Origin of the sequence: Chryseobacterium sp. JJR-5R (genome assembly GCF_034047335.1) — a bacterium.
Lineage (GTDB): Bacteria > Bacteroidota > Bacteroidia > Flavobacteriales > Weeksellaceae > Chryseobacterium.
On sequence record NZ_CP139137.1, the window covers coordinates 50,796 to 74,747 of the forward strand.

The window sequence follows — 23,952 nt, forward strand, 5'->3', positions numbered from 1 at the left end:
GTTACGGTTTTTTCATTACATATCCCATACCGATCACCGTATGGATCAGTTTTTCATCTTCCTGATGATCCAGTTTTTTCCTCAGATAGTTGACATAGACATCCACTACATTGGTTCCCAGGTCATAATTCACACCCCAGACGGCATCCAGGATTTCCGCCCTGGAAATCACCTTTTCCGGGTTATTCAGAAAATACAGCAACAGTTTATATTCTGTTGAAGTCAGCGGTATTTCTTCCCCTGCCCGGGTTACTTTTTTGGTATAATCATTCAGGATCAGGTCTGAAAACTGATGTAAATGTCCCTGATCGGTTTCGGACTCCGTAATTTCGGGTATGCTTCCGTTATTGCTTCTTCTTAGCAAAGATTTCACACGCGCTACCAGTTCAATAAACTTGAAAGGCTTTACCAGGTAATCATCGCCGCCACTTTCCAGTCCCAGTACAATATTTTCGGAGGTACCCAATGCCGTCAGGAACAGGATCGGGACATGCAGATTGGTTTTCCTGATTTCCTTGCAGGCATCCAGTCCGTTCATTTCAGGCATCATGATATCCAGGATCACCAGATCAAAATCATTCGACTGTACCAGCTGCACGCCTGTTTTCCCGTCAAAGGCTACAGAAACTTCATAGCCGTTTTCCTGCAGCCCTTTCTTGATAAAGGAGACCACGCTGGTTTCGTCTTCGATGAGGATAATTTTTTTCATTGGAATAAGGAATTGTACAAAAATAAAAAAAGGATTAGAAAGACTCTAACCCTTTTATATTTATATCAATTAAATTACTTAAAAAATCTGATACACCGGAACCCCGGAAAAGTAGCTTGAAAAAATAATGATCATAATAATTTCTACCAGAAGGTAATCTTTTACATACGTGGTGTAAGCCAACTGAAATAAAAACAGAAATAAAAGTTTACACAGAATGAATATACTTACGTCTAAAGAAGTATAATCAAGTACAGGAATGACAAGCACAACATAAACCAGAAAAAGCAAAAATTTTGTCAGGATAAATAGGGCTGACGGATATCCGGAAATCTTTTCAGCGTAGAATGTATTATTTGCATATTTCCCTGCAAGATAATTCTGGTTAAGAGGAAGCAGCGTTATAAATGCAGCTGCAATAAGCAGTATTTTTATTTCTCCATGTGCGAAAAATGCAAGCATCCATATAACCAGCGCTGTTAACTTCAGATTCCTGCTGATCGAATTGCTTAACAGAAAAAATTCGGCTTTCAACAAAGAGATAAAATTGAAGGATGCAATAGAAGCTGCAGGTTGGTATGTTTTTGTTTTTGTATCAGCGGTATGTATTTCTTTTTGTGAAATGGGCTGGTTTTGTTCTGTTTTTCTGATAACGGCATATCTTTTAAATAAAACAGAAGCTATGAATACAATGACCAGCGATATTGGAAATATGCAGATTTTATCCAGCCAGTTTTTAGGGCTGATAAACTTTTCAAAATTCACATACTGTACATCTTCGTATTTTATCTTTCCCAAAATAAAAGAGTCTTTATTTTTTGCATTGACATGGGAAAAATTATCCATCAGTTCCTGAATCCCGGTAATGTCTAACAGGTGCCTTATGCCGGTGTTATAAATAAAAATGATGAGGCCGAAATACAAAATATATTTCAGAAACTTCAGGTCTACCAGATAGTCGATCAATACGCAGACCGATGACAGAAAAAATAAATACGGAACCGTAAAATACAGAAAAGGAATCAGATATAATATAAAATTATAGCTTTGATAGTTGATCACAAGGATTATAATTTCAAGAATAAAAGCCAGTATGGTAAGATAAAAAAACAAAGAAACCACCTTATACATAAGCAACTGAAAGTTTGATTTCACGGATAATCTGAAATTGACGTAAGTATGGTTGATAATTTCTCTTCTTTTCAGATTCTGACTGATAAAAATTGTCAGTAAAGCAAAGATTGCATTAATATATACAGGGGTTAAATTACTGATCCATACCAGATTTAATTTCCCAGTATAATTTCCGACGGTAAAGGTGACATAGTCCGATGTAGAATTCGGGATAATAAAGAACCCTGAAATCAGGATAATGACTAAAATATATTTAAAATAAGAGTGTTTAAAAAATAATCTGAGGTTGTATAAGGATATCAATGGTAATGCTTTCATAAAAAATTATTTCGCGAAATATTCAAATGCTTTTTCGAGATTCAGTATGCTTTCCGGAACAGAATTTCCAAGCCCCGAAACAGCCTTGGGAATCATTTGATCTACAGTATCGGAAAAACTGATCTGCCCGTTTCGTAAGACAATGATATGGTCAACGTATTTTTCTATTTCATAAATATTGTGAGAAGAAACAATTACAATGGAATGATCTGATATTTTTTTGATCAGTTCGTAAAAATTTATTCTTTCCATAGGATCCAGGGCACTTGTAGGCTCATCAAGAATTAAAACTTTAGGATCATTAACCAAGGCTAATGATAACGCAACCCTTTGCTGGGTGCCGCCGGAAAGGTTTTTCACATTTGTATCTTTCGTATGCTGAATATTAAAAAAAGCTAAAACATTCGGAATATTTTCCTTTAGGGTTTTTGAACTGACCCCTTTCAGCATTCCGAAATACATCAGGTTCTGAGTTACGGTCAGATCCGAAATAAGACCGAAATTCTGAGGCATATAACTCAGATCTTTTCTGAGCAGCAAAGGATTCTTTACAATATCTGTGTTATGATAAGCCAAGCTTCCTTTTTGTGGTTTTGTAAGAGTGGATATCACATTCAGTAAGGTTGTTTTTCCTGCACCGTTTAGTCCTAAAATACCGTATATACCCTTATTCAGAGATAAGTTTATATTTTGCAGTATGGTTTTGTTATTAATTGTATAATTGATATTATTCAGTGATATACTCATTTCTTTTAAAATATTTTAATTCTGTTATTATTTTTGGTTGAAAGGCTATTACATTAAGGATAATCATTATGGCTCCGAATGTATAGAGGTTAATAATAAGGATAATGATTATGTGCGTGATGATGATATACAGTAAAGCTGCATTTTTTGTTATTTTATTATAAACAAGGACAGGATAAAAAAGCTCAATAATTACGACACTGAGCGAAATGATTTTGAACAATACAGGGATTGTTGTGGCAACAAAGGCTGTTACAATATTAATATGGGTATAGGTGGATACCAGATACCAGATTGCATCCCCAGTGTACCAGTTGTTTCCCATCGCTTTCCCAAGCCCTGAAAAGAAATATATAATACAGAGCTGCAGCTGCAGCAGCCTAATGGCAAAAGAATAAATCACTTGGCTGTATTTTGAATTGATACACAAGATCATATTGATAAAAAGTGAAAAACTGATCATATAATCAGCTCCGTATGAAAATGAGTAACTGCTTGCCACCAGCGCATTATGTATAATAAGAACGATTATTGCAGACACCAGCCTGTAATAATTCATCAGGATGAATAAAAACGAGCAGATGTAAAGTGCGATGATCATTGCCAGGGCGTATTCATACGGTAATCCGATTTTTTCAACAGCATCCGTTATGAATGTCAGCCTGAACTGGTCTTTTCTTATAAGAAAATCGTTAATACCGGAATTTATGATCCCTTGTTTACTGTATACATTATAAAGATCAGGCAAAATCAAAAGGATATTCAGCAGCCCAAAGGTGGAGATAGCGATAATAAATATATTTTTCTTTTCTATATTTCTTTCATAACCGAAAAAAAATACATTTACGGAATTTAAAACTGCTTTCATATCAATTTTTATCAATAGTATAAACCGTATTTTCCTGTATCCTGATGGGCTCTCCCTGCTGTATCTGTTCCAGAGAAGGAAAGTGTTTCTTCATAATAGAAATTTCCATATGACTGATATCGGGATGAAGTGTAAATAACCGTACAGACATAGACTGTATAACCCTGTTCCGGAAATCGTCATTTTCAAGCTGCCCTCCTAATATGGTGAATATACTGCGTATTTTAAACGCTGATTCGAATGTTTTTCCAGGCAGATTTACAGGAGCCGCATTGTTTTTAAAAATAATTTCAGTCTGTCTGTTTGCTGCATTGGGAGAATAATATTCATATCCCCTTTCGATACCGGTATAATAGGAATAGTTTCTCATGCCTGTCTGTACAATATCCGGAACATTAAAATACTCCAGGTTATCTATAATTTTTTTACCATATGTATTTAAAGAAGAATAAGTAGAATTTTTCCATGTTTTAATGATCTGAATATTTATTATAGATGAAGAGAGGACATGAAAAAGCAGCAATGCTGTTAAAGATAATTTTAATGTTTTCATGGGTTTATAAAAAAGAGGCTAATACACTATTAGCCTCGTAGATTGAATAATTCTGAAATAATTACTTGGTAGTAGTTGTTCCTGTATAAACATATTCAGAAGAAACGAATGTCCATTCTTTTTCTTTTACCGGTACTTTTGCCGTTGCGGTTGAAACTGCCTGTACTGAAACTTTTTCAGAAGAGATGTTTTGTGGGTTAGCACTTGCTAAAGTGAAGGTACCTGCTGAGAATGCAACGATTAATGCTGCTGCTACTAAATGCTTTTTCATTTTAATAATTTTTAATGGTTATTTTTCTAGTTTGTTTTTTCGGGTAGCCCCTTATGTTTTGTTTTTAGAGGTACAAAATATCAAAATCTCTCATAAAAGCGCTTTTATATCTTTTATTGGACCAATTCTATGGATTGATTATTGGCTCCAATCATTTTTTTAATGGTTTCTTCCTGATCTCTTAGTTTTTGTCCCAGGGTTTTACCGCCCTCATCTGCCTGGTTCAGTTGTTCCGAAGTATATTTACTCCTAATCTGGGCAAGCGGGCTTGTTTTAAATTCAGCAAACATTTGTGTAAACTTGTTTTTATTTACTACAAGAGCCTGCTTGTTCTTTAATCTTTCGTTCAGGCTTAGTTCATTATATTTTTCCAGGTTTTTAATACCTGCCAGCTGCCACGAAAAGTTCTGGTCCTGATCTTCGATTTTTACAATTAAGCCGGGTAATCCGTAAAATTTGTAAGGTCCGTCCTGAATGGGGATATCCGGAGTAAACCAGGCGGTCCAGTTTCTTCCCCATGCTGTTGCTGTTGCCTTCTGAATCTTATATTTTTCAAACGTGCTTACCCCTTTTTCATCAGAAATTTTCCAGTTTATCTTTCCGGTTTCAGGGTACGTTATAAAATCACTTAGTATTAAATCGGTATAGCTGGTTTCATAAGAAGGATAACTTTTTTGAACCTTGTACATAAACTTAGGGGTCTTGAGTAATTTTGCAAGATCAATCTGTACCCCTGTAGCTTTCATTTTCTCAATATTGCTTTCAATCATCGAATCCTGCGACACGGACAAATAATCCCTGTAAATTGATTTTTGTTTGGTTACATCCAAAATAGTCATTTCTTTCTCTGCATGAGAAGAATCTTTACTGGGTTTATAAGAAAATTCATAAAAGAATCTGCGCGCCTGTGCATTGCTGAATATGTAAAGAATGATTAAAATTATTGAAAAGTTCTTCTTCATTTTAAGTGAGTAATTAATTTTTCCTTGATTCAGCTAAGCTATATGATAATATTCACATACGCAAGAGATAAATCTCTTTTTTTTCAATTATTTTTTAAAATTATTAATTTATCTGAGTTTATAGTTCATTTATACGTGATTTAATGGAATGAATCTGAAATAAAATATCGTTGTTTTAGAGCGTAAAACGTGTATTATATAAATAAAAGTTAATTTTTAATATCAAATAATTGTGAAAAATTTCAGCGTAAAAATTGTTTTATTTATTTTATGCACCAATATTAATCAATCAAAAGTGATTTTAAATGTGCAAAATTTAATTCTTATTCTGGTGAAATTAAATCAAAAATGATCTTGTGATTATACTAAAAAGTTCGAAAACGGCAATCTGAATATTTTATAAAGAGAAGCTGGTGCCAGCAGTTCTTTGAAATGATTATTAACCTGCACTAAATCCCATACATAAATTAAAGTCCAATAGCCTGAAATGATAGTCAAAAGCCCAATAACTTTACATTAAAACTGAATCCTCAGAGAATATAAATAGCTTAATTCGAGTTGTTTAGAGTAAAAAGACTACCTTTGCTCCCGAAAAAATCAGTTGAAAAACAAATTAATATCCTTTAAATTTATGAGAAACTTCTATGCACTGTCCCTTGCATTCATAATATCTGTTGCATCCATACATATGGTACAGGCAGCTACGAGATATGTCAATCTTAACAATACATCCGGAGCTGCACCTTATACATCATGGTCAACTGCAGGAAACACCATTCAGGCTGTAATTAATGAAAGCGTTGCCGGAGACGAAATCTGGGTTACGGCAGGAACTTACAAACCGAATTCCATTCCTCCGGGAGCAACGCCTTCCAATAATGGAAGCTTGACGGTTTTAAACGACAGAGATTATACATTTTTTGTAAAAGACGGAGTAAAAATCTATGGTGGGTTTACAGGGACAGAAACTTTATTCAGTCAACGGAATATTACTGTTAATGAAACCATTTTAAGCGGTGATATTGGCATTCCGGGAGACATGTCTGATAATTCTTATCATATCATTGTTTCCGCAGATGGAAACATTGGTACTGTAATAGACGGATTTACATTTGTTAAAGGAAATGCCGATAACTATTCAGGAGGAATGATGATTAACAACCATTTTATCTATAGAGCCTGTGGCGGCGGCGTTTACTCAGGATATGGTAGAAGTACGATTACAAACAGTAAATTTTATGATATTTACGGCGGCAGCGGCGGGGCAGTATACCTTCAATACGGATACAATACCGTTTCTAACAATTTGATGTATAACAATACCGCAAATTACGGTTCCGGAATTCATACAGATCATGATACATCGGTGTTTTCCGGAAATGTAATCTATAACAGCAGTGCTTTAGTTGACGGTGGCGCTATTATAACTTATTACAGCAACATTACGGTCAGTAACAATAAAATATATAATAATACGGCTTCCCGGGCAGGGGGTGTTATGGTCACCAGCGGAAGCAGTACATTTACGGGGAATATCATCTATAAAAACAAATCAACCAGCGGCATTGCGGGAGGCATTTTCCTAAATTACGGAACGAATATCTTCTTGAACAATGTATTATATGAAAACAATGCATATTCTGCAGGAGGAGCGGTATATTCTGCCGGTAATAATACATTTACAAATACAATTGTCTACAAGAATTCATCATATACTGGCGGCGGCGGTTTTTTTTTAGGTGCAGGAACGCATATTCTCAATAACAATACATTATATAGCAATTCTGCCAGCGTTAATGGTGGCGGAATATACACCAGTAACGGAAACAGCATTTTAAAGAACAACATCTTTTGGGATAATAAAAAAGGAACTTCAGCAAGCGTGGCAGGTGCTGATTATTTTAACCTCAGCAATTCAACTGCAGTAAGCTTCTCAAACAATCTTTTACAGCTTCCGAATGCTTCCTACACCACAGCAAGCTTCAATTCTTTAGGTTCGAATCCTCAGGGAAATATATTTGCACAAAATCCAGATTTCGGAAATCCTGCCAGCCCTCTCAGAGCAGATGGTATTCCTCTTACGGCAGATGATGGCCTGGCACTGCAGAACAGCAGCATTTGCCGCAGCGCAGGAACTTCTTCCGGTACACCGGATTTTGATTGTACCGGTGCGCCCCGTACCGGAATTCCTAATATGGGTGCTTATGAAGTTGTTTTCACAACGCTTGACCTATCAGAAACCGGAACTGAAAGTACATTAAGGATATTCCCCAATCCTGCAAAAGAAATCCTTTATTTTTCGGAAGAATTGACTAATATACAGGTGTACTCTATGGAAGGCAGGGCATTAAACATTCCGGCCACCAAAAAGGATGCTGATCTTTCTCAACTGCAAAAAGGCTTATACATCATTACCGGAAAAGATAAAAACGGGAACAAGGTATCTCAGAAAATTATAAAGGAGTAAAATATCCTGTAATCAGATGATATTAGAGTATGTTGAATGCATTTTCAGCATACTTTTTTATTTATCAGGGACGTGTCTGCTAAAAAACAAAAACCTCTGTAATCAAATTAATTACAGAGGTTTTTTAAGTGCACTGGACATAACCTGAATCTACAGGTCTTTGTACACAAATTTCAAGTCCTTGCTGTCTGTTGGTACAATACCAGCTATATTACGGAGCGAAAAACAGAGCCCGGATAGCGGCCAACTTTAAAAGAGGTTGGTTGATCTGGCTGAACTGTCTCGCAAATTGTGCGGATGAAGGGACTCGAACCCCCATGCCTTGCGGCACCAGATCCTGATTCTGGCGTGGCTACCAATTACACCACATCCGCAGTTTAGATTATTTTGTAAGAACCTGCTTGCTTTATTAAGTACAAATATAAAATATTTCCGGATAATTTCATAGAGAGAAATAAAAAAATATTGTTTAATACACGTTATTTCCGGTAATGCATATGTAAATAATGATCAGACCGAAAACAAAAAACCTCCGTAATCTGATTACGGAGGTTTTTAAGTACCCCAGACGGGACTTGAACCCGTACGTCCTTACGGACACAGGATTTTAAGTCCTGCGTGTCTACCAGTTCCACCACCAGGGCATGGAGTGGAGCGAAAAACGGGACTCGAACCCGCGACCCCAACCTTGGCAAGGTTGTGCTCTACCAGCTGAGCTATTTTCGCATACAGTGCGGATGAAGGGACTCGAACCCCCACGCCTCTCGGCACCAGATCCTAAGTCTGGCGTGGCTACCAATTACACCACATCCGCGTTGTTTTTTTTGAAGTCGTATTTTAAAGAGCTTGCTTCGTTTTTGTGAGTGCAAATATAGGACATTTTCCTTTACTTCCAAACTTTTCAGTAAAAAAAATTAAAAAAGTTATATTTTTTATTTCCGACCCTTTGTATTACGTTTCATTTTATTACTTTTACACCGTTAATTAATATGATATGGAATTACAAGGAACGGTAAAGAAACTTTTTGATGCTCAGACATTTGCGAGCGGTTTCCAAAAAAGAGAAATGGTTATCCTTACGCAGGAGCAGTATCCGCAGCCGATAAACATAGAATTTTTATCTGATAAGATCAGTTTATTGGATAATCTGAAAGAAGGCGAGAACGTAAAAATAGGAATCAACATCAGAGGGAGAGAATGGGTTTCTCCTCAGGGCGAAACAAAATACTTCAACTCAATTACCGGGTGGAGAGTGGAAAAGGTTTCCGACAATGCTTCTGAGCCTACCCAGGCAGCACCTTCCCAGTCTGCATCTTCTGCATCTGCATCCAACGAAAACCCTTTCGCAGGTGACGATGACGATGATCTGCCTTTTTAATTAAACAACACTTACATATAAATCCTGCTTTTTAAGTGGGATTTTTTTTCCTGAAAATGGTTAGGCTGGATAACAAAGAGATTTCATTTCCTGATCCTGAACTTTATGACGGTCATGAAGGTATTATTGCTTTCGGCGGAGACCTGTCGGTAGAGCGGATCTGGTTTGCTTATCAATTGGGTATCTTCCCCTGGTACAATCCCGGGGAAGAAATTCTCTGGTGGTGCCCTGACCCGAGATTTGTCCTGGTTCCTGCAGAATTGAAGGTTTCAAAATCGATGCGGAAAATCCTTAACCGCAGTGATTTTACATTTTCGGAAAACCGGAATTTTACGGAAGTCATTAAAAACTGTCAGGAAATCAGCCGGAAAGGGCAGGAGGGAACGTGGCTTTCAGACGAGCTGCTGGAATCCTTTATTCAGCTTCACAGGTACGGATTGGCAAAAAGTATCGAGGTCTGGCAGAATGATGAATTGGTAGGCGGGTTTTACGGCCTGCAGATCGGGAATATGTTCTGCGGCGAAAGCATGTTTGCCAAAGTAAGCAATGCCTCAAAAGCAGGGTTTATCCATTTTGTGGAAACACATAAAAATGAGCTGGAGCTTATCGACTGCCAGTCGCACACCGATCATCTGGAAAGCCTTGGCGCAAAAATGATTCCCAAAAGGGAGTTTCTGAACATTTTATACCGGAACAATGAACGCGGATAAAGAAAAATGGGTTCTTTTGATTGTCCTGAGCCTGATCTGGGGATCATCATTTATTCTGATCAAAAAATCACTGGAACATTTCAACCCTTATCAGGTCGGAGCTTTAAGGGTTCTGATTGCCGGTATCATATTAATGCCGGTCGCTGTTTCAAAATATAAGCTATTTCCTAAAAGGCATCTGAAATGGCTGCTGCTGGCAGCATTTACAGGAAATTTTATCCCGATGTTCCTGTTTCCGATTGCAGAAACCGAAGTAAGCAGCAGCATTGCCGGAATCATTAATTCCATGATGCCGATTTTCGTAATTGTCGTCGGTGCTCTGATCTGGAAATTTGAAACCACAAAACAGCAGGTTCTGGGTACCCTGATCAGTTTTGCCGGAGTTTGCCTGCTGGCTTTCGGAGGTGATGGTGAAGGTGGATCCTTTAAGCTGATCCCGATCCTTTTATTGTTAACTGCTACTTTATGTTATGCCATCAGTACAACAACCGTAAAATCGAAATTAATGGAGGTTTCTTCCACGGTTTTATCGGCTTTTGTATTTGCCTTTGTCCTGTTTTTGCCTTCATTCTTTGCTTTAACGTGTACCGGATTCTTTTCTACGTTCAGCTTTAACCGGGATACGATGCTCGGACTGATGTTTGTAAGCCTGTTATCTGTTTTCGGGACCGGACTGGCCATGATGATGAACTACAGGCTCCTGAAAGTCTCTTCGCCTCTTTTTGCCTCAACCGTTACTTTGCTGATGCCGGTTGTTGCCATTGCCTGGGGTACCCTGGATGGTGAAAAGCTGTCTGTGGTGCAGTTTGCAGGAACTGTGGTTATTATTGCCGGACTGGTCTTTCTGAGGGCTAAATCGGTTATAAAAGCCAGATAATAATTTAATGGACACGACCGATTTAACTGCTAAATTTGATAATGACCAGTTTTTTCCATACACAGTCGTAAAACAAGAATTTGAATGTATATCAGCAGAAAATATATGAATATAAACAAAAACAATCCTGCAGCCTGCAGGATTGTTTTATTATTCACCAAAGACAATGTAAGATCGGCCTGAATGTAGTTTCTACTTCAGGCCTCTTATTATCTTATCCTTCTGAGTTCTTCTTTTTCGCCTTTGCCTTCACTTTTTTCACCTCATCCCTGATAAAAGGGTATTTCTTCTGCATATCAGATACAAGGGAAGGATCAAGTTCCAGGGCTTTAAGCAATGATTCTTTGCCTTTTTCCTGATCTTTAAGGTTGAGGTAACAGTTGCTAAGCTGGTAAAACAGTTCTGCCCTGTGATGGGCTTTTACCGCTTTATTCAATAAAATAATCGCTTCTTCATACTCGCCTAAAAGCATCAGTACTTCAGAATAGGCATACCAGTTGTAAAACCTTGTAGGCTCAGCTTCCACCAGCTTTTTCAGGCAGGAAAGGCTTTCTTCAAACTTCCCGGAATCAATAAATAAAAAGGCCAGTCTTTTCTGGTAATCCAGATTGCCTTCATTCAGGTGGGTTGCTTCTTTGGCAAAATGCAAAGCTTCCGTCATGCCGCCCATTTCTTCGTACAGGTAAGACTGTTCCATCATGGCAAGGTAAAACTGAGGGTCTTCCCTTAATGATTTCTGGAACGCATTCAGTGCTATGATAGGCTGTTTTAATGCTTTATAACAAAGCCCGATTTTATAAAATGTAAACGCTTTGGTATATTCCAGCTCCAGCATTTCCTCATAGACTTCGATAGCTTTCTTATACTGTCCCAATGCTTCGTAGCAGGCTGCTTTATTCGCATACACCCCAACGGAGCTTGAATTGATAGCCAACAGGTAATCATACCCTTTTATGGCTTCTTCATAATTTTTTCTGTTGAAATAGAACTGCCCGTACTCAAACCAGGCAATTTCGGAATAAGCGTATTCATCCAGGTATTCATTAAGAAAGGCAATGGCCTCGTCATTCTTATTCAGATCCGAAAAACAGACCATGCAGTTTTCCAGCGAATAATCATCGGTAGGATCTTCCGAAAGGGCTTTGCGGTAATGTTTAAGAGCGTTAAAAGGATCTCCGAGATTTACATATTCATCTGCAATAAAATTATGGAGGAAGTTCTCTTCTTCTTTCAGTTCCAGTGCTTTTTTACAGATATCTATCGCTTTTCTTGGGTTTCCTAAATTCGAATAATACTTTGCATAGCAAACCAGAAAGTCTGTGTTTTCCATAGAAGAACCTTTCAGCTCGCTGATCAGCTCTTTCGCCGTATTATAATCTTCCCATTCCAAAAGGATTTCAAGTTTTTTGATCTTGATATCTAAAGAATTGGGATGAAGCTTTAGTCCGTAATTCACTGCCGTATCGGCATAATTAAAGTCTCCCAGCTCCAGATAGTAAACAATAATGTCTTCTAACTCTTCTGTATCAAAGTAGAATTCATCATTATTTTCCATCATTTCCTCGAACTTTTTTACAAGTTCATTTCCAAAATATTCTTCCAATATAAAACAGTTTTAAGATTAAAGACTTGAGATATGAGATATACAAATACTCGGTTCTGAAAATCTTAGTACTAAATTTAATAATAAATATGATTAAAACGGTAACAGGGATGTTAATATTTATTAAATCAGGCTATTGATTTTAGCTATCATTTCATCTCCTAACTGGTCGGCTTCCTCCTGGGATTTAGCCTCTGTATAGATTCTGATAATCGGTTCTGTATTAGACTTTCTAAGGTGAACCCAATTATTTTCAAAATCTATTTTTACGCCGTCTGCTGTAGAAACCTCTTCATTTTGATATGCTTTTTCCATTTTGGTTAAAAGGTCATCCACATTAATCTCCGGAGTCAGTTCAATTTTCTTTTTGCCCATGAAATAGCTTGGGTACCCTGCTCTCAGTACGGAAACCGTTTTGTCTTCCTTTGCCAGATGCGTTAGAAATAAAGCAATTCCTACCAGAGAATCTCTTCCGTAATGCAGGTCAGGATAGATAATCCCTCCGTTTCCTTCTCCGCCGATCACTGCATTTTTTTCTTTCATTAAGGTTACCACATTCACTTCTCCCACGGCACTTGCAAAATACTCGGAATGACGGGTGTGTGCTACGTCTCTCAGGGCCCGGCTGGAGGAAAGGTTGGAAACTGCCACACCGTTTTTATGCTTCAACAAATAATCTGCAACGGCAACCAGGGTGTATTCTTCCCCGAACATTTCACCTTTTTCATCAATCAGTGCCAGCCGGTCAACATCCGGATCTACCACTACACCAAGATCTGCATTTTCTTTCTTTACCAGCTCACAGATATCTCCCAGATGTTCCTTCAGCGGTTCAGGGTTATGCGGGAACTGCCCGTTGGGTTCACAGTATAATTTTACGGTTTCACAGCCTAATGTATCCAGCAGCATCGGAATGGCAATGCCTCCCGTAGAGTTGACAGCATCCAGAACCACTTTGAACTTTTTAGCTTTAATGGCTTCTGCATCTACCATCGGCAGCGCAAGGATCTGCTGAATATGAATGTCAAACGCATCATCTCTGGTTACATACGTCCCCAGATCATCAACTTCGGCATAGCTAAAATCTTCACTTTCGGCCAGGGCAAGAACTTCTGCCCCGTTTTCTCCGGTAATGAATTCCCCTTTTTCGTTTAACAGTTTCAGGGCATTCCATTGTTTTGGGTTATGTGAAGCTGTAAGGATAATACCGCCATCTGCATTCAGTTCAGGCACCATGATCTCAACCGTTGGTGTGGTGGAAAGTCCCAGGTCAACCACATGGATCCCAAGGCCCTGCAGGGTTGCGGTTACCAGAGAAGAAACCATCTGTCCCGAGATTCTGGCGTCCCTCCCTATAACGAGGGTAAGGTCTTTTTTATTTTTATTGTTCTGAAGCCAGGTCCCGAATGCCGAAGCAAATTTCACCACGTCCAGCGGCGTAAGGTTATCATTTACGGCACCGCCGATGGTTCCCCGGATTCCTGAAATACTTTTTATTAGTGACATCCTATTTTTTCTTAGTTTGTTTTAAAATTTTCTTTTCATCATTTTCCAATTGGCGCTGGACTTTTTTAACATCTTCCAATGCAGGAAGATGTTCAGGTTTTATTCCTCGTTCTCCAGGCATTTTTCTTACTGCCAAATTATTTTCAATATGTTCATTGGCAATTTGTATGTAGCTATTCAAATCTTTTTCAACAACATTATGGCCGGTTAATTCGGTTGCAAAATCTTTAGCTTTAATTGTTAAAGTAGGAAGAAAGTCTGCAAGAGGCCTGGTCGCCTTTCGAACGGATTACTGAAAAACTTTTTTCGTCAACTCCTCTTTCATAGATAATCCCTGAAAGTCTTTTCTCTGTTTTCGAGAGTTTGTCTCTCGCAGTTACCCTTGCAACATCTAAAAGTCTTTTTTCAATAATTTCCTGCTTTCTCGTCTGGACAGCAAAATAAGTCTGTGCAAAAGCTATTTCTGATTTTGATGAATCTCCGTTTTAAGCAATAAGATAACAACCATAACGAGTTAAAGCTATATCCGGAATTTCTCTCTCTGATCCGCTTCCCAATAACACCATTTTCCCGATGTCGGCAAAATGGTTCTGCACATCTTCACCTACATTTTCACAAGCTTTTTTAGCTTTTTCAATAACCTTTAAAAAGTTATCCCACTTTGTATAATTCAAAATTCCCTGCAAATCTCACGCACTCCAGAATTCAATATCATTATATATGTATGATGCATTTTCGAATTTCAGAAAAAGCAGTTGTATTAATTCCTTTTTCACTGTAATTGTGTTTTATCCCACAAAAATAAGTAAAAAATGAATCTCAGAAATGTTTAGTTTTCCACAGGGATGTCATTTTTATGAACATCCGCAGTCTTTGTCGCAGTTTGTTCTCTTGGAACTGAATTTCTTCGGTGCAAAATTCTTCCTGAATACCTTAAACAAGGCATAACAAGCAAATGCAACAATAAAAAGGACAAGTATATATTGTAAAATCAGTGAAGAATCCATTATTTTAATATCTGGTATGCTAACATCGACACAAAGTAGGCCAAACCGGTCATCATCGCTACCTGAAAAGCGGTCCATTTCCAGCTTTTGGTTTCTCTGTAGACTACTGCAAGTGTGGAAATACACTGCATTGCAAATGCGTAAAACAAGAGGACGGAAACACCTGTTGCAAAACTGAAGACTTTTTCACCGTCCGGTTTTACATCGCGTCTCATTTTATCAATTACCTTTACTTCCGGGGCATCATCTTCCAGGCTGTATAAGGTAGACATTGTCCCTACAAAAACTTCCCGCGCCACAAAACTGGTCAGGATTCCCACTCCCATTTTCCAGTCGTAACCGAGAGGGGAAATCACAGGTTCTATCCCTCTGCCCATTTTTGCCAGATAAGAATGGTCAAGCTCAACATCGGTAGCTACCCATTCGTCCGGACTCTGTTTCGGGCCGAAATAACTCAGGAACCAGATAATGATGCTGACAATAAAAATGATTTTCCCGGCTCCGGTAATAAAGTCCCAGACTTTTCCCAATACCATCTTCAGATCGTAGGTAAAAAGCGGCGTTTTGTAGGTCGGCAGGTCCATCACCAGATAGGTTTTGCCTTTATTTTTGATGAATTTATTAAGGACGGCCGCAGAAAGCAATGCTACGACGAATCCCAGCAGGTACATTCCCATCAGTACCAAAGCCTTGTATTTTATTCCTAAAAAGGTATCGTCTGAAATAATAAGCCCGATGATAATACTGTATACCGGAAGCCTTGCAGAGCACGTCATAAAAGGAGTTACCAATATAGTCAGCAAACGTTCTTTTAAATTTTCAATATTCCGGGTTGATATCACGGCCGGGATGGCACAGGCTGTTCCTGAAACCAGCGGTACGATGCTTTTGCCGTTTAATCCGAAAGGCCGGAGAATCCGGTCCATTAAAAACACCACTCTCGCCATATACCCGGAATCTTCCAGCAGATACAGGAAGTATAATAATATCCCGATCTGGGGCGCAAAGATGACAATTCCTCCTATTCCCGGAACAATTCCCTTGGATATCAGAGAATTAATGGGTCCTTCCGGCAGGTGCTCGCCTGTAAAAGCAGACAGCCATGCAAAAAGCGTGTCGATCCAGTTCATCGGGTATTCTGCCAGAAAAAAAACACTCTGGAAAATGATTAACAAAATCATCATGAAGACCACATATCCCCAGAACTTATGAACCAATACCCGGTCTAATTTTTCGGTCAGCAGCTCTTTGAACTGAGGCTTTTTAGAAATAACGTCTGCTAAAACGGTATCGGCATGCTGATACCTTCTTACCGTTTCCTGAACCTGCAGCCTTTTCGGGACCAGGCTTTTTGAATCCGGCTCATTCAGCTGCTCCACAACAGAGCTGATTCTTCCCAGGTCTGTTCCCAAAGATAAACTCAGCCAAGCTTTATATTCATTGTCAATGCCTTGATGCGCAGCTACTTTATGAATAAAATCTTTATGTTCATTCGGGGTTTCAAAAGTCTGTTTGCCAGCTTTCACAAAAGTATTGTGTAAAACAGCTTCTTTGATATCATTGATTCCGATCTGCTCTTTGGCATTGGTACGGATAATTTTTATTCCCAAAGCTTCCGAAAACTTCTCAACATCAATGGTAATACCTCTTTTCTCTGCCTGATCAACCTGGTTTACGACCAGGATCATCGGAACGCCCAGATCCTGGATCTGCTGGAATAGCAAAAGTCCCCTTTTTAAGCTTAAGGCTTCAAGGATATAGATAACCCCTGCATAATCCTGCTGATGGTCCATTACAAATTTAGAAAAGATAGCTTCATCTTCAGAACTCGGATATATACTGTATGATCCGGGTAAATCTACAACCTCAACCTCCTCATCTTTATAGGTGTAATAGCCCGAATGGCTGGCTACGGTAACCCCGGCGTAGTTTCCGGTTTTCTGCTTCTTGTTGCAAAGCGCATTGAAAACCGTTGACTTCCCTACATTGGGATTCCCGACTAAAAGAACCTGTTTTCTCTGAATTTCCTGCATTAATTCAATTCTTCAACGATAATAAAATCGCCCTCTTCTTCGCGGAGAGCAATACGGCTTTTTTCATTTCCGAACTCTACATACATCGGTCCGCTGAAAGGTGCCTGGTATAAAATCCTGAATGACGTTTCCGGAAGAAGTCCCATTTCAATGATCTTATTCGGCATGGCAAGGCTGTCATTATCATACCCCAGAATTTTCCCCATTCTGTTTTTGGGAAATCCGCTCAACTTATGTAAACCGTTCTCTTTCAAAGCCAAAATTTTGTATATGCAAATATACGCTATTTAAATTTAATCTAAATAACAGGCGTGTATAAAAGAAATCAACCCAAATGCAATACTGCATTTGGGTTGATTCGAAATATAGTTAAATATGAATGTGTCTGTTTTAGTCTTTTTCTTTTCCTACCTTTTCCACGGTTCCCACTTTCAGTTTTTCATAAGGCGGTTCAATCGGGTTATCATTTAAGTTAAAGAAATCTTTGTACATTTTTTCCTGTTTTTTCATCATGTCACCGATTGTTCCATCCATTCCAGGGATTGTTTTCGACATCATTTCGTTGTTCATCATCGGTCTTATGGTTGCAAAAGGGTCTTTTTTGAAATCATTGAATGTTTTCTCAAATTTCTCTCTTGGCATTTCAGTTACTTTTAAGCCTACATTAGAAACTTTCTCGGCATATGTCAGTTCATCCCAGTTTGGTATTTTCCTGTTTCCCTGAAGAATCCATGAATAATTTTTACCTTCATCTTCAATTTTTACAATCAGTCCCGGAAGTCCTGAGAATTTGTATGGGCCATCCTGAAATGGAAGGTCTGTACTGAACCATGCCGTCCATTTTCGCCCTCCGAACTCAGCGGTAGCTTTCTGCGCATTGTAAGTTCCTATTTTTGCTTTTTCATTTGAAATCTTCCAGTCGAATTTAACGGTTTCATTATATCCGATGTTCATCGGGGTAAATCCGCTTGCTATTCTTTCGATGTACTGTAATTTCATATCCGGATAATGCTTTACAATTTTTTCTGAAAACTTAGGCATTTTAATGGATTTCGAAAGATCTTTAAAGGTACCTGCCTTTTGCATGGCCTCAACCTGTACCTTGATAATTGAATCCTGCCCGACAGCTGTATAATCCCGGTATACGGATCTGTCTTTAACAATATCAAGTACAGCCATTACTTTTTCGAGTTTGGCAGAGTCTTTCTTGGGCTTAAAGGTCAGCTCATAGAAAAAACGGTTGGCTGTTTCTTTGGAATCTTTGTCCTGTGCACCTGCAAAAGCAAAAAGAGCGATGAAGAATATTGAAAATAGGTTTTTCATTGTTTTTCTGATGTTTGAATAATTAGTTAGCAGTCTCATACTTTTGTTACATTATTTTTCTGATTTTTTTTACTTATCCTGATCAGGATCTTTTCAGACACATCCGGCTTTAATAAATTCTAATCTCATTTTAATCTCATTAATCACATTTTAATTTCGTTCCAAAGTCTTTTTAATCTTAACATCCTAATTTCGTATCATCGAAAAAGATAATGTAGAACCCAAATCTTGATGATATGACCAAAACGATTTTAATAGCCACAGATTTTTCTCTTGAGTCTTTAAATATTTTAAAGAAAGTAATGAAAGAGAAGCATGCCTCGGAAGATGAAAATCAATACAATATTCTTTTGGTTTCAGGATATGACACCGGAGATTCTATCAGGGATCTTCTGTTCAATACAAAAAGTACAATCTTTAATAAACTGATGCCGAAGGAGTTTGGCGATGCATACGGGATTATTAAAAATAAATACCCGCAGCTGATCAGTAAAATCGTCTGTGATATTTTTACGGGAAGCTTCCAGCGTACGTTTAACAACTATGTTAAAGTGGAAGAGATCAGTGAAGCATACTATTCTCCCTCGATTAAAAGTAAAGGAAAAGGAAAATTTGACCTGATCCCTTATATTAAAAAATGCAAAGACCTTGAGTCTTATGAAATTGCTGTAGCGCCTCAGAAAGGTCTTCCGGAAAAAGGAAGGCTGGCAGAGATCTTTGCAGAAGCCTAATGTGGAACGAAAAAGAAATGAAAAATGTTAAGGAATTATAGTAACAGCAGAACGTTGGGAGACAACATCAGACTGGGGACGCTGACCGCTTTTACAGCAGGGACTATAAATATTGCTTCCCTGTTGATATTTCTCTCTTTTACGTCTAACGTAACCGGTCATTACGCCATTTTTGCGGCAGAGATCAGCAAAGGGAACTGGTCGCAGGTAGCTGTGGTGGGGTTGTGGATCTTCCTGTTTTTCTTCGGAGGGTTTGTGTCCAATTTCATCGTGATTACTTTCAATAAAAGAAGCAAGTATTTCGCCCATGCCATGCCCTTGGTCCTGGAAATCATATGCCTTTTGTTCGTAGGGGTTTACGGACAGTTCTATTACCGGAAAACACTGGAAGAAACGGAATACCTGGTTTCCCTGATGCTGTTCGCAACAGGCCTTCAGAACGGCTTAACGGCAAGCATCTCCAACTTTTCAGTAAAAACTACCCACCTTACCGGTACTACTACCGACCTGGGGATCCTGTTCTCTATGTTTACCCAGAAGAAGTTCAGGGAAAACGGTGAGCTGGTGGCAAGAGCGAAGCTGCTGATGAGCATTATGCTGGCCTATGTTATAGGAGCTGTATTCTCTGGATTAACGTATTTCTATCTTGAGTTCAGGGTTTTCTATATCATCAGTCTGTGTCTGTTAGTGGTTATAGGATATGATGCCTATAAAATCCATATCAGGCATTTTAAAACCCGGTACAGATACAGCAAGATTTATAAAAAGCCGAATGCAATAGCATATCTGTATGACAAAATCCACGGCATTCCGGAGGTCAAACCGGAGATTAAGGAAAGGCGGGAGAAGAAGCGGACGCTTATATTTGAAGATTAAATGTGAATATCTGAGTTTTACGTATTTCTGGCTCTTAAAAAGAAAGTAAATAAAAAATATAAATATCAATGTTAATTTGTGTAAACTAGCTGTGAATCAATCCTCTGACTGTGTAATGCAATCAGGGGATTGTGTTTTTATGAACGCGGGTTTACCTTAATGTTCTGTATAAAGCTTTTTTGCGGCTAGGTTGTTGATATGTTGATAATTAAATTTTAATTCAGAAGGTTATTATTTCAATTCTTATTCTGAATGCCTATTTTTGTAAGTTGATTTACGTTTTTATGTCAGATATTATTCAGCTTTTACCGGATCATGTAGCCAACCAGATTGCAGCAGGGGAAGTGGTGCAGAGGCCGGCGTCCATTGTAAAAGAACTTTTGGAAAATGCAATTGATGCAGACTCTACAAAAATTGAGCTGATCATCAGGGATGCGGGGAAAAACCTGATCCAGGTGGTGGATGACGGTACAGGTATGTCTGAAACGGATGCAAGGATGGCATTTGAAAGGCATGCCACTTCCAAAATCAGAGGCACGGAAGATATCTTTAAAATTTCTACGAAAGGGTTCCGCGGTGAAGCACTGGCTTCTATTGCTGCTGTTTCCCAGGTGGAGTTAAGAACGAAGCGGAAAGAAGCTGCGATTGGGACCAATATCTACATAGAAGGCGGGGTTTTTCAGTTTCAGGATCCGGTTCAGACAGCTGAAGGATCTAATTTTTTAGTTAAAAACCTGTTTTATAACGTCCCGGCCAGAAGAAAATTCCTTAAAAACAACAATATTGAATTCAGGCATGTTATTGACGAATTCCAGCGTGTGGCCTTAGCTCACGAGAACCTGGAATTTTCCCTGTTCCATGATGACGAAGCAGTATTCAGATTAAGGAAAGGCAGCCAGATGCAGCGGATTGTCGATATTTTCGGAAGAAAGCTTCAGCCGCAGCTGATTCCCATTAAAGAGGATATCCTGTGGTGCAAACTCCATGGGTTTGTTGCCAAACCGGAAGGTGCCAAGAAAACAAGAGGCGAACAGTTCCTTTTTGTCAACGGCAGGTATTTTAAGAGCTCTTATTTCAATAAAGCCGTGCAGGATGCTTTTGAAGGGTTGCTGCTGCCGGGTTATATCCCGACGTTCTTCCTTTTCCTGGAACTGGATCCTGAAAAGATTGACGTGAATATCCACCCGCAGAAAACAGAAGTAAAGTTTGAAGACGAGCACCTGATTTTTGCCTTGTTGCGCTCAACCATCAAAAGGTCCCTGGGAATTTACAATGTAGCACCGAGCCTTGATTTTGAAAAAGATCCTCAGCTGGAGGAAATCCTGCAGAAGACTTTTCCAAGCAAAAGCAACGGCGGAGGCGGTTTTGTAAAGATGCCTGAAATTATTGTAGACAAAGATTATAACCCGTTTCTGGAAGAAAGGGGAATAAAACAGTCGGAAATTCAGAATCTGGCAAATATGTACCATCAAAATATTGCTGCCGAACCTTCAAAGATCAACCTGTTTGAAGATGAGGATTTTGATGAGGATCTTATGAGGCTGCCCAATGGATACTGGCTTTTCAACAAAGGGGACAGAACCCTGATGCTGGACATGGGTAGAATGCACAGGCTGGTGGTTTCCGAACATGCTAAGCCATTGAGGAAAGGAACAACCAACAGTCATTCTCTGTTATTCTCCCTGGAATATCATATGAATGAGATTGAGAAGAGTAAATACAAATCCATTAAAAAATACCTTCCGGAGTTAGGATTCGAGACGAGCATTGCGCATGAAAATGTCATGAGGATTGACGCCGTGCCGGAAGGGTTGAAAGAAACCCAGGTGATGAAGTTCCTTGAGGATCTTTTTGAAATCCTGGAATATAAGACAGAAGAGGAATTCCTGCATTTTTACCACAGCCAATGGAACAAAATGCAATCAAAATCCAGGTTTGATTTTATCTACAAGAAAGATGCGGAACAGCTGATTAAAGATTTTACGGCACTGGGCTTCCCGGAATTTTTACCGAACGGAAAAAGATGTTTCTTTGAAGTGCCCTTTAATGATTTTAAGAATAAATTTTAGAAAACATGTTTAACAGTATACCACCGATTACAAAAAATATAATTATCATCAATGTTATTGTTTATATAATTGCGAATCTTGTTCCAGTACTATATAATATTCTATCAGGATTCTATCCTTTTTCTCCAAATTTTAAATCATGGCAGATCATTACTCATATGTTTATGCATGCACCTATTAGAGAAACTGGGGGATTTATGCATATTTTATTTAATATGTTTACCTTGTTCAGCTTCGGGCCTGTTTTAGAACAGAATCTAGGTCAGAAGCGGTATCTGATACTTTATTTCCTAAGTGGTTTAGGCGCATTCTTCTTATTCAATCTATGGAATTTCATTGAAGTACAGCAAATATCCAGTGAACTGCAGCAGTTAGGATTTGATATCAATGGATATTTGTCCGGTGCCAGTGTTCATTTTTCAGGCACATCAGACTCGGTTATCCAGCAGAAAGGTTTGGTAGAGAACCTTAATGGCATAATGGGAACACCTATGGTGGGTGCTTCGGGAGCTATTTTTGGGGTAGTTGCTGCTTTTGCCACGGTCTATCCTGATGCAAAAATCGGGATCATGTTCATTCCGATACCGATGAAAGTAAAATATGTGTTGCCTGTTATCATACTGGTGTCAATCTGGCTGGGTGTTTCCGGGAATTCAGGAGGCATTGCCCATCTTGCCCACGTTGGCGGAGCTCTGGTAGGGTTCATCCTGGCTATGCTCTGGAAAAAACATTTGTATAGACTTAACTAAAGCTTTGTGAAAATTATCCGTCTCATACTTCTGATCTTACACATAGGAATTTTCTTTCTTTTAACCGGGATGCTGCTGAACGCTTATATTCCGCCGAAGATTTCACCGTGGTTCAATCTGCTTTCCCTGGGATTTCCTGTCCTGATGATTGTATATATTTCCCTAACCCTGTTCTGGATTTTCTGCTGGAAAAAGAGGGCCTTTGTATTTATTTTTTCAGGGCTGCTTTTTTTTAATGCTTCCATACGGTGGATTAATTACATGCCTGCAAAGAATGACCTGTCAGATTTAAAAATTGTATCCTTCAACACAAAAGGAGGAAAAACAGCAGGGGAACAAAATATTGAGAAATACCTGAATTCCCAGAATGCCGATGTCCTGCTTTTACAGGAAGAATCAGGGAATGGTTTAAATTTTTCCGGATATACTAGAGGAAGCATAAAGGCACTGACAGCAGTATTTACAAAGCATGAGATTGTAGATGAAAAACTGATAGATCCGGATTCGGAATATATAAGATCCTACGGGACACAGACGGATATTAAAATCCGGGGGAAAATATACCGTTTTATCAATGTGTACCTTCACCCTTTTAAGTTTGAAAAAAGCATGGTAAAACTTGATGGAAACAATGTGCAGGATGAAGAGAAAATAAAAAACATCGTCAAAAGACTGATCCCTACCTTTAAAATTCATCAGGAAGAAGTAGCGGCAATCAGAAAAGCAGTGGAAAGCTCGCCGTATCCTGTCATTCTCGCTGGGGATTTTAATTCGGTGCCGAATTCCTACGAATACTATCATTTATCGGAAGACCTGAAAGATGCTTTTATGGAAACCGGAAGGGGCAGCGCCACAAGTTTTCACGACTATAAATTCCCGATCAGGATTGATTACATATTTTCATCAAAATCAATACAGCCTGTCAGATACACAGTAGACCGTTCCGTCAGAATTTCAGATCATTTCCCGGTTATTGCGACTTTCAGGCTTCAGCGGTAATCATAAAAATCGTTAAACTTTATGGGTTGGTCGGTTTTTTGCTGAAAAAATGGGGTATCTTT

24 protein-coding genes and 4 tRNA genes are annotated in these 23,952 nt (G+C 38.7%); 10 read left to right on the top strand and 18 right to left on the bottom strand.

The genetic code is table 11. The features are described from left to right. Window position 1: 1 nt before the first annotated feature. The 7 genes from SD427_RS00230 to SD427_RS00260 all read right to left on the bottom strand — a co-directional run bounded on the left by SD427_RS00230 (window position 2) and on the right by SD427_RS00260 (window position 5,562). Window positions 2–709 carry a response regulator transcription factor gene (locus SD427_RS00230; RefSeq protein WP_320559334.1) on the bottom strand — a complete coding sequence of 236 codons (708 nt, stop codon included), beginning with the start codon at window positions 707–709 and terminating at the stop codon, window positions 2–4. A 78-nt stretch (window positions 710–787) separates the two neighbouring features. Continuing rightward, on the bottom strand, window positions 788–2,161 hold the full coding sequence (locus SD427_RS00235; RefSeq protein ID WP_320559335.1) for a hypothetical protein: 1,374 nt from the start codon (window positions 2,159–2,161) through the stop codon (window positions 788–790). A 6-nt stretch (window positions 2,162–2,167) separates the two neighbouring features. Further along, window positions 2,168–2,908, bottom strand: coding sequence for an ABC transporter ATP-binding protein (locus tag SD427_RS00240; protein ID WP_320559336.1), 741 nt, complete (start codon window positions 2,906–2,908; stop codon window positions 2,168–2,170). Beyond that, window positions 2,889–3,776 carry an HTTM domain-containing protein gene (locus SD427_RS00245; RefSeq protein ID WP_320559337.1) on the bottom strand — a complete coding sequence of 296 codons (888 nt, stop codon included), beginning with the start codon at window positions 3,774–3,776 and terminating at the stop codon, window positions 2,889–2,891. The genes SD427_RS00240 and SD427_RS00245 overlap by 20 nt, the downstream gene beginning before the upstream one ends. 1 nt (window position 3,777) lies before the next feature. Then, the gene (locus tag SD427_RS00250) at window positions 3,778–4,329 is read right to left on the bottom strand and encodes a hypothetical protein (protein WP_320559338.1); all 552 of its coding nucleotides are present in this window, start codon (window positions 4,327–4,329) and stop codon (window positions 3,778–3,780) included. Window positions 4,330–4,390: 61 nt separating this feature from the next. After that, window positions 4,391–4,600, bottom strand: a complete 210-nt coding sequence (locus tag SD427_RS00255) for a hypothetical protein (protein WP_320559339.1) — start codon at window positions 4,598–4,600, stop codon at window positions 4,391–4,393. 113 nt (window positions 4,601–4,713) lie between these two features. Then, the gene (locus tag SD427_RS00260) at window positions 4,714–5,562 is read right to left on the bottom strand and encodes a GLPGLI family protein (RefSeq protein WP_320559340.1); all 849 of its coding nucleotides are present in this window, start codon (window positions 5,560–5,562) and stop codon (window positions 4,714–4,716) included. Between the two features lie 631 nt (window positions 5,563–6,193). Here SD427_RS00260 and SD427_RS00265 point away from each other — a divergent pair. After that, window positions 6,194–8,029, top strand: a complete 1,836-nt coding sequence (locus SD427_RS00265) for a right-handed parallel beta-helix repeat-containing protein (protein WP_320559341.1) — start codon at window positions 6,194–6,196, stop codon at window positions 8,027–8,029. 292 nt (window positions 8,030–8,321) lie between these two features. On the opposite strand, the gene SD427_RS00270 is transcribed toward SD427_RS00265, so the two are convergent. The 4 genes from SD427_RS00270 to SD427_RS00285 all read right to left on the bottom strand — a co-directional run bounded on the left by SD427_RS00270 (window position 8,322) and on the right by SD427_RS00285 (window position 8,843). Continuing rightward, window positions 8,322–8,403: transfer RNA gene (locus SD427_RS00270), tRNA-Leu, on the bottom strand. A 186-nt stretch (window positions 8,404–8,589) separates the two neighbouring features. After that, a tRNA-Leu gene (locus SD427_RS00275) sits at window positions 8,590–8,673 on the bottom strand. Window positions 8,674–8,679: 6 nt separating this feature from the next. Then, window positions 8,680–8,755, bottom strand: a tRNA-Gly gene (locus SD427_RS00280). Between the two features lie 6 nt (window positions 8,756–8,761). Then, a tRNA-Leu gene (locus SD427_RS00285) sits at window positions 8,762–8,843 on the bottom strand. A 180-nt stretch (window positions 8,844–9,023) separates the two neighbouring features. Between SD427_RS00285 and SD427_RS00290 the strand changes: the two genes are divergently transcribed. From SD427_RS00290 to SD427_RS00300, 3 genes are read left to right on the top strand one after another with little or no spacing between them, the layout of a single operon-like run. Continuing rightward, window positions 9,024–9,407, top strand: a complete 384-nt coding sequence (locus SD427_RS00290) for a DUF3127 domain-containing protein (protein ID WP_320559342.1) — start codon at window positions 9,024–9,026, stop codon at window positions 9,405–9,407. Between the two features lie 56 nt (window positions 9,408–9,463). Then, entirely contained in the window at window positions 9,464–10,117 is a 654-nt protein-coding gene (aat, locus tag SD427_RS00295; RefSeq protein ID WP_320559343.1) for a leucyl/phenylalanyl-tRNA--protein transferase, read from the top strand. After that, window positions 10,104–10,994 carry a DMT family transporter gene (locus SD427_RS00300; RefSeq protein ID WP_320559344.1) on the top strand — a complete coding sequence of 297 codons (891 nt, stop codon included), beginning with the start codon at window positions 10,104–10,106 and terminating at the stop codon, window positions 10,992–10,994. The genes aat and SD427_RS00300 overlap by 14 nt, the downstream gene beginning before the upstream one ends. A gap of 214 nt (window positions 10,995–11,208) precedes the next feature. On the opposite strand, the gene SD427_RS00305 is transcribed toward SD427_RS00300, so the two are convergent. The 4 genes from SD427_RS00305 to SD427_RS00320 all read right to left on the bottom strand — a co-directional run bounded on the left by SD427_RS00305 (window position 11,209) and on the right by SD427_RS00320 (window position 14,777). After that, window positions 11,209–12,597, bottom strand: a complete 1,389-nt coding sequence (locus SD427_RS00305; protein ID WP_320559345.1) for a tetratricopeptide repeat protein — start codon at window positions 12,595–12,597, stop codon at window positions 11,209–11,211. A 123-nt stretch (window positions 12,598–12,720) separates the two neighbouring features. Then, window positions 12,721–14,103, bottom strand: a complete 1,383-nt coding sequence (gene glmM / locus SD427_RS00310; protein ID WP_320559346.1) for a phosphoglucosamine mutase — start codon at window positions 14,101–14,103, stop codon at window positions 12,721–12,723. A gap of 1 nt (window position 14,104) precedes the next feature. Then, the gene (locus SD427_RS00315) at window positions 14,105–14,284 is read right to left on the bottom strand and encodes a hypothetical protein (RefSeq protein WP_320559347.1); all 180 of its coding nucleotides are present in this window, start codon (window positions 14,282–14,284) and stop codon (window positions 14,105–14,107) included. 304 nt (window positions 14,285–14,588) lie between these two features. Next, on the bottom strand, window positions 14,589–14,777 hold the full coding sequence (locus tag SD427_RS00320; RefSeq protein ID WP_320559348.1) for a hypothetical protein: 189 nt from the start codon (window positions 14,775–14,777) through the stop codon (window positions 14,589–14,591). 151 nt (window positions 14,778–14,928) lie between these two features. Between SD427_RS00320 and SD427_RS00325 the strand changes: the two genes are divergently transcribed. After that, window positions 14,929–15,051: a hypothetical protein gene (locus SD427_RS00325; protein ID WP_320559349.1), complete on the top strand. Its 123-nt coding sequence runs from the start codon at window positions 14,929–14,931 to the stop codon at window positions 15,049–15,051. A 58-nt stretch (window positions 15,052–15,109) separates the two neighbouring features. On the opposite strand, the gene feoB is transcribed toward SD427_RS00325, so the two are convergent. From feoB to SD427_RS00340, 3 genes are all read right to left on the bottom strand, one after another. After that, the gene (gene feoB / locus SD427_RS00330) at window positions 15,110–17,143 is read right to left on the bottom strand and encodes a ferrous iron transport protein B (RefSeq protein ID WP_320559350.1); all 2,034 of its coding nucleotides are present in this window, start codon (window positions 17,141–17,143) and stop codon (window positions 15,110–15,112) included. Continuing rightward, entirely contained in the window at window positions 17,143–17,349 is a 207-nt protein-coding gene (locus tag SD427_RS00335) for a FeoA family protein (RefSeq protein ID WP_056219827.1), read from the bottom strand. Before SD427_RS00335 ends, feoB begins: the two co-directional genes overlap by 1 nt. A gap of 184 nt (window positions 17,350–17,533) precedes the next feature. Then, entirely contained in the window at window positions 17,534–18,466 is a 933-nt protein-coding gene (locus SD427_RS00340) for a GLPGLI family protein (protein ID WP_320559351.1), read from the bottom strand. A 236-nt stretch (window positions 18,467–18,702) separates the two neighbouring features. Between SD427_RS00340 and SD427_RS00345 the strand changes: the two genes are divergently transcribed. The 5 genes from SD427_RS00345 to SD427_RS00365 all read left to right on the top strand — a co-directional run bounded on the left by SD427_RS00345 (window position 18,703) and on the right by SD427_RS00365 (window position 23,890). Next, entirely contained in the window at window positions 18,703–19,197 is a 495-nt protein-coding gene (locus SD427_RS00345; protein ID WP_320559352.1) for a hypothetical protein, read from the top strand. 24 nt (window positions 19,198–19,221) lie between these two features. Next, complete coding sequence (locus SD427_RS00350; RefSeq protein ID WP_320559353.1) at window positions 19,222–20,073, top strand: YoaK family protein; 852 nt, start codon at window positions 19,222–19,224, stop codon at window positions 20,071–20,073. 284 nt (window positions 20,074–20,357) lie between these two features. Next, window positions 20,358–22,142, top strand: coding sequence for a DNA mismatch repair endonuclease MutL (mutL, locus tag SD427_RS00355; protein WP_320559354.1), 1,785 nt, complete (start codon window positions 20,358–20,360; stop codon window positions 22,140–22,142). Window positions 22,143–22,306: 164 nt separating this feature from the next. Next, complete coding sequence (locus SD427_RS00360) at window positions 22,307–22,891, top strand: rhomboid family intramembrane serine protease (RefSeq protein WP_320559355.1); 585 nt, start codon at window positions 22,307–22,309, stop codon at window positions 22,889–22,891. A gap of 6 nt (window positions 22,892–22,897) precedes the next feature. Further along, a complete protein-coding gene (locus SD427_RS00365; RefSeq protein WP_320559356.1) occupies window positions 22,898–23,890 on the top strand; it encodes an endonuclease/exonuclease/phosphatase family protein in 993 nt (330 codons plus the stop codon). Window positions 23,891–23,952 lie beyond the last annotated feature (62 nt).